We start from the raw sequence: 13,674 nt of genomic DNA on the forward strand, positions 1-13,674 counted from the left end.
TAAAAATTTAGTGCTCAAGGAAAATTATTTATATGATAACGCGCAGCAAGCCACATTCATTTAAAACGATTTTAAGTATTTCTATTCCAATAATTTTAGCGCAGATCATGATGGCCATGATCCCATTTTCAAGTATTTTATTAGTATCTTATTTGAGCCCAGAAATCTTTGCTGCCAGCATGTTAATTTTTTCAACTCAATTAACAGCAATTACAATTTTTAACTCAATTTTTTTTTGTATCAGCGCTCTTGTTGGTCGTGTTGCAGGAGAGGAAATTAATTCTTATAAAATTAGCATTATTTTTCAAGCAAGTATAATTTTAAATTTATTTTTTAGCCTTCTTGTCATCCTATTTTTTTTAAAGTTAAAATTTATACTGCTTTTTTTAGGACAGCCAAAACCATTGGTAACAATATGTGCAAACTATTTTTATATTTTTATATGGGTGGTTCCTATAAACGGTATTATAAATATTTTATTTCAGATTACTATTGGAGTTTTTAAGCAAAAATTTGTATTTTTATTAAGTATTATTAATTTAATATTAACTATTATTTTAGGTTATATATTTATCTTTGGAAAACTTGGCTTTCAGCCTATGGGTATAAATGGCCTTGCCTGGGCTTTTTTAATTCAAGGCATAATAACCTTAGTTATATTTTTAGTATATATATCACTAAATACAGATTTTAAAAATTATTATTTGTTCAAGGTTAATTCACTAAAAAACCTTATTTTAGCAGGCTATAATATTTTAAAATTAGGGCTCCCTGTAAGCTTACAAATAAGTAATGAATTACTGTCTTTTTTTATACTCACAACGATGGTCAGCTGGCTAGGGCAACAATCTTTAATCGCAAACCAGGTGGTTATGCAGTATTTATTTTTGATCATTATTCCTTTATTTGGTTTAAGTCAATCCAGTAGTATATTAGTTGGATATTTTTGGGGTAAAAAATGTTTAAATGAAATAAAAATATATGGTAATAAAACTATTATATTAGGTATTATTTATACGTTAGTTATCTTGACAATATTTGTGACAATACCTAAACCTTTTATTAATATTTTTATTCATAATTCTCATGAAAATACACCATTATATAAAATGATATCAACGGTATTAATAATAGTTATTGTGGGGCAATTATTCGATGGAGTTAGAAACATTGCAGCAGGTGGGCTAAGAGGATTAGAAGATACGGCCTACTCTATGTTTATCAGTGTCATTTGTATTTGGCCCATTGGGATAACGCTTGCTTACTTATTTGGTTTTATTTTTAATTGGGGACTCATAGGTATTAGTATCGCTAGTGGTATATCACTTTTAGTTGCTGCAATTTTAATATTTATTCGCTGGCAAAAGCTCTCTACAAAACTAAAAACTCATTAAAAAATTATTTAAATAAGAAATAGATTCCATCGCGATTTAATCATTTAAGATGATACAAATGTGTCAAAAGTTAATTCTATATTGTATTTATGTAAGCTAACCAAAGTAAGGCTTATTCAACAATCATTTTAACTCGTTTTAAAGTAAACTACTTCTAAAATTAGCTTTTTGATCGTTTGCTAGTTTAGCGTTGCAGCCAATTCATTTATATAAGCTGCTAGCTCTTTTATAGTGCGATCTTCAAACATGAGTGCTTTTATTGATAGTGTGTTTAAAGGCATGGCATTATTAATAGCATTCAATAGCTCTACCCCTGTAATTGAATCCATACCTAACTCTAATAGCCTGCTCTCAGCTAAATCATAATCTTTTTTAGTAAGATTTAATATTTTACTAACTTCTTTAATTAAAAATTCTACTATAATTTTATTTTTTTCTTCTACATGCATTTCTTTTTGTATTTTTGCTAAGAGATTCTCTTCTATCAATGGGTCTAGCGCAGGTTCGAGAACTAAGTCTTTTAAATTTAATTCCAATTCAAAAAGCTTATTCATCAATGCTAATTGCATAGTTGATAAAAATTTAACTGCTTTCTGCTCAAGTGCATATGGTAGTAAAATAAGTTGAGGGCTATTTGTAGTTAACATTTTTCCAATTATTTGTAAGCCATTACGTATCGGTATATTTTTAACCCCGACCTTTAACCAGGGTTGCTCGTGATTATGAGTCATACCTATATTTTCCCATGGTCCAAAGTTTATGCTTAACGCTGGTAAATTTAGGCTATGACGGTAATGCGATAGTCCATCTAAAAATGCATTTGCAGCCGCATAATTAGCTTGACCTCTACTACCTAATAAAGCGCTAATAGAAGAAAAAAGCACAAAATAATCTAATGCAAAATTTAATTTTTGGCTTAATCGATGTAAATTCCAACTTCCTGCAATTTTAGGATCAGTGACTTCTTTGAATCTTTGCCAGGTATGATTCGTGATTAAGCAATCTTGTAATACACCGGCGGTATGAAAAATACCCTTTATTGATGGCATCTCTTGTATTAATTCAGACATTTTCTGTGTTAAGTTCTCTAAATTAGCAACATCAGTCTGATAATAATTAACTACAGCATTGTCTTTTAATTCTTGTAGTTGGCGTCCTAGGTGGGCATTTAATGTTCTTCTCCCCATTATTGCAATGTATTTTCCGCCATTACTTATTATCCACTTACATAATTCAAAGCCTAAACCGCCTAAGCCGCCTGTGATTAAATAGGTATAATCAGGCTTAAAAAGAGCAGAAGAGATTTGAGTGGGAAGAGAATAAGGAGATATAAAGGGCACATAACGCTTATTATGATTGTAAGCTATCAATTGGCCATATGTATTAGCTTTAACTTCTTTATAAAGTATTTCTACAACTTCATCTATTTTAATTTCAGGACTTACTACATCAATATAATTATATTTTAGTTGAGGAAATTCTATATTAATAACCTTACTAAGGCCTATTAAAGGACTTGCAATAGGCAGGTTTGACTTGTGTGGGGGAAATAATGCAGCGTGTGTTACTACCCACAGAGATAATGCAGGAGCTGATTTTTTAGATATCGTATTTACTAAATTAAGTAAACCATCACACGTTATTTTAATAGAGTTATTTATATCTTCTGAAGAAGTAGATTCTGAATCATCATTTTTTAAGTCTAAACCCCATAAATAAAAAATACCTGATATAACAGAGTTATCAGCTACTAGCTTATCAAAATCCTCAAGTTTATTAGGATTAATAGTAAATAGTTTTCCGTTAGTATTTTGAAAAGAATTACCAGGTTTTATATATATAATTTTTTCAAATCTTTGTTGAAAAGCGATAGAAAATTGCTCGATTTTATAATCGGCAGGAATAAATACTAACCATACTCCTAACTGTTTATCAGTTAAATTGTTACTAGCTATTTCTTGCTCGTGCCATTGTAAGGAGTAAACAGCATTATACAATTTATTTTGGGATGAATTGAGCACTTTTGTAAGCGTTTCAGGCCAATATAATTTTCTTTGAAAAGGATAGGTGGGCAAATGTATTTTTTTTAGCGTATTCATAAGGTGCTTATTAAGCTTTTTCCAATCTAAAGCCACACCGGATAAATAGAGTTTTTGTAAACTATTTAAAATAGGCGACCAATCATCCCCATTTTTTTTCAATGAACCAAGCCAATTTCTGTTACCTGCCTCAGCATGACAAGCAATACCGAAACTGGTTAAAATAGGATGTGGCCCTGTTTCTATAAAAAAGTTAAAGTTATTATCTATTAAAGTCTTTATACCTTCAGAAAATTTTACAGGCTTAAGAATGTGTTCGCGCCAATAGTTAGCACTAGGTTTTACTTCTAAATTTAGCCCTGTTAAATTTGAGATAAACGCCATTTTAGGTGAATGATATATGATATTTTCAGCGCACTTCTGAAATTCATCTAAGATAGGTATCATGAGCCTTGAATGAAAAGCATGAGAAACATTTAATAAGGTTGTTTGAATGGCTTTTTCATGACAAAGTTCTTCAACTTTTTTTATGGCTTTTTGTTCTCCGGAAACAACTATTTGCTCTAAACTATTAAAGGCTGCAATATCTAATATGAGATCAGGGTTAGCTTGTCTTATTGCATGAATAATCTCTAGAGAATCCTCATATTGGCCATTTAAAGCAAGCATAAAGCCTTTAGGTAAGGACTGCATTAATTTACCACGTAATGCAACGAGTTTAAGTGCATCTTTCAAGCTCATCACTTCAGCAATTACTGCTGCAGCATATTCGCCAACACTATGACCAATTACAGCTGAGGGTGTAATACCTAAACTCTGCCAAAATTTTGCTAGAGCATAATCAATAGTAAATATAGCTGGCTGCGTATATTGCGTTTGATTTAATAATTCTTTATTTTTTTCTTCAAATAAAATTTCTAATAAGGATACGGGTAAATCCTTTTTAAGAATTTCATGACATTCATCAATGGCATGTTTAAAGGTAGGCTGAGAAAAATAAAGTTCCTTGCCCATATGAGTATATTGTGCACCCTGCCCGGTAAATAGAAAGGCAATTTTATTTTTATTATTTACAGGGATAAGATTGGTTAAGTAATCTCCGGATATTAATTTATTTTCTAAGTCTATTATGTCAGTAGCAGTGAGTGCCAAACGATATTGAAAGTGAGTACGATAATTAAAGAGATTTTGGCATAACTCAACTAAATTAATATCAGGATTATCTTTTAAATAATTTATGTAATTGACTATTTGCGCTTGTAAAGCTTCTTTAGTTTGTCCAGATAAGGTAAACAAATAAGGGGAGAAAGCTGATGTAGCTATTTGATCATCATTATCATTTTTTATACTTTTTGTGTTTTCTTCTATATATTCTTCCAAAATAGCATGGGCATTAGTTCCAGTAAATCCGAAGGAACAAACACCTGCATAACGTTTGTTATAATTTTCTATCTCCCAATCTGTTAAATGCTGAGGTATTTCTGCTGGTATTGCTTGTAAGTTTATTAATGGATTAACGGAATTTAAATGTAAATTCTTAGGTATTTTTTTATTTTTTAGCATCAGAGCAACTTTTATAAAGCTTGCCATACTAGCAGCAGACTCTAAATGACCTATATTACTTTTTACAGACCCAATATATAGAGGTTTTTTACGTTCAGTAGAGCCAAATATTTCAGTGAGTGCATTAAACTCTATAGGGTCACCTAATTTTGTTCCTGTACCGTGTGCTTCAATATAAGTAATATCATTTGGTGCTAACCTGGCTGAAGCTAATGTCTTTTCAATTACCTCTTTTTGTGCTTTAGGATTAGGCGCTGTCATACCATTGCTAAAACCATCATGATTAGTTTCAATTGACTTAACAACAGCAATAATATTATCGCCCGATTTTTTTGCATCACCAAGGCGCTTTAAGATGACAATACCACACCCCTCACTACGGACATACCCATCTGCTTTCTCATCAAATACCTTACATTTACCATCAGGCGCTAACATATTAGCGTTTGAAAGACCAATACTGATAAAAGGGTCTAGGATGCAATTAACACCGCCAGCAATAGCTAAATCACACTTTTTATTTTGTAAGTTTTGAAAGGCATTATAGATAGCCACTAAAGATGAAGAACATGCTGTATCAATTGACATTACAGGGCCATGTAAGTTATAAAAATAGGCAAGTCGACCTGAAGCGGCACTATGAGAGTTTCCGATATTAAAATAGGTATTCGTGTGAAAGGCGACAGAGCTATCATGAATTAAATAACCAAAATCATTAGTACCAAGCCCAACTAAGACCGCACAATTACTATTTGATATACTTAAAGGTTCAATATTTGCTCTTTCTAAGGCTTCCCAAGTGACTTCAAGTAAAATCCGATGTTGTGGATCCATTACTTCCGCTTCGCGTGGGCTGATATTAAATAGCATGGCATCAAATTCTTTTATATGTTTAATAAATCCACCACGGCTACTGGCTATTTTACTCGTTGTATTCGGACTACCCGAATAATCATCTACAGACCATCGCTCAGCAGGAACCTCAGTGATACCATCAGAGCCATTGCACAGTAAATTCCAATACTCTTCTGGTGAATTAACATCGCCAGGAAAGCGGCAGCCTATACCTACTATAGCTATTGGTTCTAAAGATAAATCCTCAATTGGCAAAGGCTTAAGAATTGAAGATTGTTTTTGTGGGTCTATTAAATAATTAGCAAGTAAATTTACTGTGGAGTATTGCCATAATAAGGCTGGGTTAAAGTCATAATTTAGGCTTGTTTGTAATGCGGTACAAAACTCCATAGCTATAACTGAATTCAATCCATAATAAGCAAAGTTTTTATTTGGATCAATTTGCTCAATACTAAGATTTAAGTAATTGGCTAACCAGGTTTTAATCCAATTTGATACGCTTTGATTTGAATCTTTTTGTGAAAAAACAGCAGGTGAGGAGGTATTATTGTTCGATATTTCATTATATGAAACTGATTTCCATTCACTAATAATGGGTAATAAACCTGCAGCCAACTGCTGACGGCAAGCATTACGTTGAACCTTACCACTCGAAGTTTTTGGTAAGCTACCTTTTTTAATTAAAACAATTCTATCAGGAAGAATGTCATGTTCAACTATACAAATATTTATAATTTCATCAAAAAGCCCTGAAAATTCTTTTGTATGTCTTGGCACTTCTTGAACAATAATCAATCTATCCTGTCCTGCCTCATTTTGGGCAAAAGCAATATTACTATTAATACTCAATGCAGAGTGACTATTAACTATACTTAATTCAATATCTTGAGGATAGTAATTACGACCGTAAATAATAATGATGTCTTTAATTCTTCCTGTTACATATAGATTGCTTTTATCATCTATAAAACCTAAATCGCCTGTCCTAAGGTAGGATTTATTTTCTAAATTAGGCTTGGGCGAACAAAAAAGCTGTTCATTTAGTTTTGAGGCCTGCCAATACCCTTGCGTAACACTTAGACCAGCACAGATAATTTCCCCAATCTGATAAGGCTTAAGGCTCACAAGTGTTTTGGGATTAATAATTTTAATATCAAAGCCTTGATTAAACTGACCAGAAGAAATTAAGCAAGTAGAATCAGACTCATTTTTAGTAAATTCAATTTTATTATTTCTTAATGCCTTTTTATCTACCAGGCATGAGACAAGGGGCTCATTCTCAATTTTTCCGGTGACCATTAATGTAGCCTCGGCTAAACCATAAGCTGGAAATAAGGCCTTTCTATTAAACCCACATACTGCAAACGCTTGTGCAAATCGCTCCAGGGTAGTGGCATTAATTGGCTCAGCACCGTTTAAAGCAATACGCCAATGTTGTAAATCAAGAGCTTTTTTTTGTTCTTCTTTAACTGTTCTAGTCCATAATTCATAAGCAAAATTAGGTGAAGGCGAGATAGTAATTTTTAAATCAGAAATAACTTTTAGCCATTGATAGGGTTTTTTTATAAAAAAAGTTGGCACCATTAATATGCTTGTCATATTGACTATAAAAGGATAAATAATACAGCCTATAAGTCCCATATCATGGTATGGAGGGAGCCATGATCCAAATAAATCTTTGTAAGTGCTTTTCAAGCTTTTCTGTATGGAATTAGAGTTTGCAATTAAATTTTGATGCGTAACAATGACGCCTTTAGGGTCGCCGGTAGAGGCTGAAGTATATTGTAAAAAAGCAATATCTTCAGGTGTAACTTTTTTAGGTATAAAACCAATAGAATCAACTGCTAACATATCCTCGATACTGTTAACATTGGGAGCTATTGATGAAACATCGTCAGCTAATCGCTTAAGTGTAATAACGTTGTTAGAGCCTGCATTATTAAGTATATATTTTAGTCTATCTATTTTTTTATTGTTTGTAGGCGGATAGGCAGGAACAGCGATTACTCCTGCCAACAAGCAACCAAAAATTGCATAAATATATTCTTCCCCGGGTGGAATTAATAACAAACTACTATGGCTACCATTTTTTTGACGACTTAAGAAGGCTGCAATTTTTAGGGAATTTTCATATAATTTTGAATAGGTTATATTAATAAATTCATGTTCATTTTTAATAATGGTAAAAATAGTTTTTAGGCTATCTGTTCTCTTTCTTTCTTGAAAAATTTCTAAGATACTTCTCATAGAATAAACACCTATATTCACTTTACTAATTACAGTTCTTAATCAGTATAGTCTATAGATGCTCAAAATTAGGGCAATTTTTTAACCTTTAATTAATATAGAGTAACGATCTTACTTGCTCAGATTCTAGCTCTGTAATATAAAATTTTTAAAATCGATAAAAAATATAAAACTTGATTTTAAAAAAAAATTTTTTAATAAGAGCTATTTAAATAAAAATTATAAATGAAATTAAGCACTTAGTTTAAAGATGTTTAAGTAGGCAAGTTTATATAAATCAATATAGCCTCTTTGTTCTTTAATGCTCAGCTATGATAGTGCTAGTTCTACTATAATTAAAAAATCTTAGGAATATTGTAAAAAACTATAATTTTAATTTTTGGTGACAAGCTCAACTTATTTTTTAAAATTAGCTTTAACTAAACTATCTGAAGATAAGTAGTCTAATAAACAAGTATATATTCTGTAATTTAAAAGGAATATCAAGAATGATCACAGTAGAAATTGTTTATTTACTTTTAATTGCTCTTATTTTTTTGATTTTTTCTTATATAAAAATTGCTCTGTTTTTAATTTTTATCTCCCTAACCTATCTACTACTTGCTGGCTGCGGAATCATTCCTTCTATTTTTTTAAAACATTTACAGGCCGCTTATACCACCCCTATTACTTCTATAAATAAAAAACGGGTTGCAGTTATTTTATTTGGTTGTAGTACAATTAGGTGGCCCAATTTACTTGTGAGGGCAACTTTTTTCAGTTACTCAAGAATATTTGAAGCAGCCAGACTATATTATTTATGTCAAGATAATCAGTGTGAATGTACTATTATTATTTCTGGAGCAGATGTTCATACGCCAGGGAAATCGGAGGCAGAGACATATTACCAAGAGCTTTTAAGCGTAGGTATTAATCCAAAAGATATTAAGCTTGAAACAATAAGTAGAAACACCTATCAAAATGCGCAATTCGTTTGTGAAATCATGACTAAATTAGAACCTTATGAGCAAATATTTTTGGTAACTTCTGCGATATTTTTAAAGCGTGTAATGTTGTATTTTTTAAATTTTGATTTGCGCCCTATTCCCATACCTTCTCCAGCTGACTATATGGAGGCGTGGATTTCATTAAAGCCATCAGGTTATAATTTATTCATTTCAGAGCATGTTATTCATGAATACATTGCCCTATTAAGGTTTTATTTTTATCAAAAATTAAAGCTAAATTAGAAGCAAAAGATAACTATATATCATCTTCGGCTGAATAAGGAGTGCAAAAAGCTTTTTTTGTAGGTCGTTCAATAAACTCAACTATTTCTTGTACATAAGGATTGTCAGGAAACTCATTTTTTATTTTTTTAACGCTTTCTTTCCATAAATCTTCCTTAGATTTATCAAAAAGAATTTTATAGGCCTGTCGAACAATATGGATATCCCTGTTAGAAATGTGTAAGCGCTTCATTCCAGTAAGATTTAGTCCACGCAACCTAGCTCTAAAACCTGATACTATTCCATAAGGAATAACATGTTTAGAAACTAACGTGTGCGCCGTAACAAAAGCACCTGAGCCAATTCTTGTATTTTGCACAACACTACTAGCGCCACCAAAAACAACATTGTTACCCACTTTAACATGCCCAGCTAGTAACACATGATTAGGTATAACTACATAATCACCTATTTCACAATTATGAGCTACATGAGAACCATCCATAAAGATGCCATAATTGCCAATCCGGGTTATTAATCCTCCGTTTTCTGTACCCCCATTCATGGTTACATAGTGCCCAATTTTATTGTGTGAACCAATAATTAATTGCGACGGCTCTCCATGATAGGATAAATCTTGAGGTGGATCACCTAAACAAGCAAAAGGATATACTATAGTATAATCGCCAATTGTGGTATACCCATTGATTGTCACATGATCATGTAAAGAAACATGATCACTAATATGAACATGAGGGCCTATTATACAATAAGGCCCAATATAAACATTTATTCCTAGTTTTGCTTTTGATGATACGATAGCTGTTGGGTGAATTTGTGTCTTATAATTTTTATTGTGCTCCATATCATAAATCTCAACTTTTTAATTTAGTTAAATTTAGTATAGCGTATTACCTTAGCTTGATATTTGAACCTGTCTAATTTGTAATTAGAGCATTAAATTTAATATTTTTTAGAAATTTCTTTGTTGAAATATAAACCAATCTTTCCATTATTAATTATCTCTTAAGCTACCTCTAAGCGCTTAAATATATTAATAACTAGTCAATTTTTATAATTTAGGCCTGCAATCTCAGGGATTTGTATAAACTCATTTTTTGGCTAACGTTATATTTTAATACCTCAATATGAAGAAAGTTGATTAAATTTTTATCAAATTTTAGAGGTGTACTATATTTAAAGATAGTATGAGGAAGGGACGGCTCATTTTTTATAATCTTTTTCTTAAGAGATGTCTATTATGTATATGATAAGAATAGGTATTATTGGTTATGGTTATTGGGGTAGAAAACTGGCAACCGAATTTTCAAATTTGCATAACGTAAATCTTACATGTATTTGTGACATAAATAGTAAAAACTTAAAGGAGGCTCATGAGCATTATAATAACGCTAAATTAACCATTAATTATCAAGATTTAATTGACGACACTCAAATAGATGCAGTGATTATCGCTACCCCTATCCATACTCATTATAAGCTAGCTTTAGCAGCTCTTAAGGCTGAAAAACATATATTAGTGGAAAAGCCTCTAGTAACAAACTTTAACGAGGCACTTGAAATTCAAGAAATAGCAGAAAAGAAAAATAAGATTGTAATGGTCGACTACACACCTATTTATTCAAGTGCTACTAAGATGTTACTTGGTCTTGTTGAGCAAGGTGAGTTAGGGAATATAGTATATTTAAATTCTAATCGCACTAATTTTGGAAGCAATGACTTAAAAAGTAGTGTAGTTTGGGATCTAGCAGTGCATGATTTAGCCTTAATTAGTTATCTATTGCCAGTTAGGCTGATTGCAGTTAGCGCAGTTAGTAGTGGTTATTTTGATAACAACATACCTACTATCGCTCATATAAATTTATTTTTTGAAGGAAATATTACTGCACATATTTATGTAAATAATATAACAACCGAAAAATTACGACATGTCACTATAGCAGGTAATAGAAAAGTTGCTGTATTCGATGATTGCTTAATGCATGATAAAGTTAAATTATATGAGGTTGGAATTGACGATATTAATGATAAAGCTAAATATATGACGATTAAAACTAATGTATCAAATACTGCACACTCATTATCAGTCGGACATAATGACGGCTTAACGATTATGGCTGCTCATTTTATTGAATGTATTGAACACAATAGGCTACCTCGAACAAATGCACAAAATTCTCTTAAACTCATTTATATACTAGAATTAGTTGAAAAATCGATAAGGTTACGTGGACAAGAGACTCTAGTTAATAAATACATTTAAACAGGGATACAAAATGATCACCATGTTTAATTCAGTTACTAATGAAAGCTTGCAAAATGAATTAGTAGAAGTAATTCAGGGGGTTTTAACAAGTGGACAATATGTATTAGGGAGCGCTACAAAAGATTTTGAAAAAGCATTTGCTGATTACTGTAATGTTAATTATTGTATTGGGGTTAATTCGGGTACTAGCGCCTTGCATTTAGCTTTAATTGCTGCAGGCATACAAAAAGATGATGAAGTCATTACAACACCATTTACCTTTATAGCTACTAGTAATGCAATTGATTATGTTGGTGCTAAACCTGTATTTGTTGACATTGATCCAATTTCATTCACTCTTAATCCATCCTTAATTAAACAAGCTATCACTGCAAAAACGAAAGCAATTATTCCTGTACATTTATTTGGGCAAATGGCAGACATGGATCCTATTATGGACATTGCTAAAGAATATAAACTTATTGTTATAGAAGATGCTGCTCAAGCTAATGGTGCTATGTATAAGGGTAAGCGTGCAGGTAGCATAGGCGATTTAGGTTGTTTTAGTTGTTATCCAACTAAAAACTTACCTACCGCTGGCGATGCAGGCATGATTACTACCAATAATAATCAGTATAATGAAAAAATTCGTCTATTAAGGAGTTGGGGAAAAAATTTATCTGGTGATTATGATTTTATGACTTTTAACTATCGAATTTCTGAAATTCAAGCTGCTATTCTCTTATGTAAATTAAAGTATTTAGAACAGTGGAATATGCAGAGAGCTATATATGCAGGACATTATATTGATACTTTGAGTAATAAAGGCTATAAACTACCACGTAAATTACCCTATACAAATAAACATACTTATTCTCTATTTACATTAGCCTCTAATAAACGTACGCAAATAATGGAATTTTTGGCAGAAAAAGGTATTCAAACATCTATTTATTATCCTAAACCCCTACATTTACAACCCATGTACAATAGACTAAAGTACAGTTTAGGTGATTTTCCTCAAGCAGAGCTTGCTGCTAGAAACGTCTTTTCCATTCCAATTTATCCAGAATTATCTAAACAAGAACACCAATTTATAATCAACTGCTTATTAGAATTTTATACAATGAATTGCAATAAAAATCTTTAATTTTAATGAGGAATAAATTTACTGACTTAAGAAGAAAGAACTACCAAAAATCTAACTTACTTAATAATAGTTTATTGCTTTAAAAATTCTTCATGTCAATTTAACCTATACTTCCTAGCATTATAACAACCTCATTAAGTAAGGCTATAATAATTATACTAAGTAGTAACATAAACAGATATGCTTTAACTAAAGCAAAACATTCTTGAATCAAAAAATGAATCTGCCTTAATAAGTTTCTAAAATTTATATTTAATTGTAGTGCTATAAATCTAGGATGGTATAGTGCCACTTTGAAAGTATTAATCCTAATATTTCAATCACTTTATAGGAAATTCAATTATTTCCTAAGCTAAATCGTTTAATTAAATTATACTGTCGCTGCCCCTCGACTAACCTACTTTCAAACAAATTAACAGATTGCACTAATTGCCTAGGAAAATAATCATTTCTAATAGGCAACAAATTAATGGTCGATTGGTAATTTTGCAAGCGGCCTAAAGTAATATGGCCACGAAAGGCACGTTTTTCAGTAGGATAATTAAGCGTATCAATGATTTTTGCAAGTCCATATGATATAGGGGCTAATTGCTCGTTTGGTCCAGCTTGTAAAGCGATTAGGCGGGGATGCTTAGGCTTGGGAAATAATTCTAGTTCACCGAATTTTAATCTAAATGAAGAAACATTTAATAAGTTTAATTCCACTTGCTCAATGAGCTTAGGTAAATCTCCTATTTGAATTGATTGCAAAAAACGTAAAGTAATATGCAAATTTTCAAGTTTCGTCCAGCGAATTTTTTGTTGAGGCAGCGTTTGCTTAAGCTTGTCGACCACGACAGCAATCGCATCTAAAATTTCAGTTGATAAGCTAATCGCAAAAAATACGCGTATTGTTGTTTGCGTCATTAATTCGTAGGCTACTGATAATTAATTATTTTATTGTAAACTTATA

At 31.5% G+C, this 13,674-nt stretch carries 7 protein-coding genes; 4 read left to right on the plus strand and 3 right to left on the minus strand.

What is annotated here, in order from left to right:
• Positions 1-32: 32 nt before the first annotated feature.
• Complete coding sequence (locus DYH30_RS12340; protein WP_115331945.1) at positions 33-1,394, plus strand: MATE family efflux transporter; 1,362 nt, start codon at positions 33-35, stop codon at positions 1,392-1,394.
• A gap of 179 nt (positions 1,395-1,573) precedes the next feature.
• Here DYH30_RS12340 and DYH30_RS12345 read toward each other — a convergent pair whose 3' ends face one another.
• Positions 1,574-8,098: a type I polyketide synthase gene (locus DYH30_RS12345; protein WP_115331946.1), complete on the minus strand. Its 6,525-nt coding sequence runs from the start codon at positions 8,096-8,098 to the stop codon at positions 1,574-1,576.
• Positions 8,099-8,586: 488 nt separating this feature from the next.
• Here DYH30_RS12345 and DYH30_RS12350 point away from each other — a divergent pair, with 488 nt between their 5' ends.
• Positions 8,587-9,327 carry a YdcF family protein gene (locus DYH30_RS12350; protein ID WP_115331947.1) on the plus strand — a complete coding sequence of 247 codons (741 nt, stop codon included), beginning with the start codon at positions 8,587-8,589 and terminating at the stop codon, positions 9,325-9,327.
• A gap of 13 nt (positions 9,328-9,340) precedes the next feature.
• On the opposite strand, the gene lpxA is transcribed toward DYH30_RS12350, so the two are convergent.
• Entirely contained in the window at positions 9,341-10,171 is an 831-nt protein-coding gene (gene lpxA, locus DYH30_RS12355; protein WP_115331948.1) for an acyl-ACP--UDP-N-acetylglucosamine O-acyltransferase, read from the minus strand.
• A 396-nt stretch (positions 10,172-10,567) separates the two neighbouring features.
• On the opposite strand from lpxA, the gene DYH30_RS12360 reads away from it, so the two are divergent.
• Positions 10,568-11,590: a Gfo/Idh/MocA family protein gene (locus DYH30_RS12360; protein ID WP_160116213.1), complete on the plus strand. Its 1,023-nt coding sequence runs from the start codon at positions 10,568-10,570 to the stop codon at positions 11,588-11,590.
• A 13-nt stretch (positions 11,591-11,603) separates the two neighbouring features.
• Positions 11,604-12,722 carry a DegT/DnrJ/EryC1/StrS family aminotransferase gene (locus tag DYH30_RS12365; RefSeq protein WP_115331950.1) on the plus strand — a complete coding sequence of 373 codons (1,119 nt, stop codon included), beginning with the start codon at positions 11,604-11,606 and terminating at the stop codon, positions 12,720-12,722.
• Between the two features lie 336 nt (positions 12,723-13,058).
• On the opposite strand, the gene thpR is transcribed toward DYH30_RS12365, so the two are convergent.
• Positions 13,059-13,628, minus strand: a complete 570-nt coding sequence (thpR, locus tag DYH30_RS12370) for an RNA 2',3'-cyclic phosphodiesterase (protein WP_115331951.1) — start codon at positions 13,626-13,628, stop codon at positions 13,059-13,061.
• Between the last annotated feature and the right edge of the window lie 46 nt (positions 13,629-13,674).

This window comes from Legionella busanensis (assembly GCF_900461525.1).
Lineage (GTDB): Bacteria > Pseudomonadota > Gammaproteobacteria > Legionellales > Legionellaceae > Legionella_C > Legionella_C busanensis.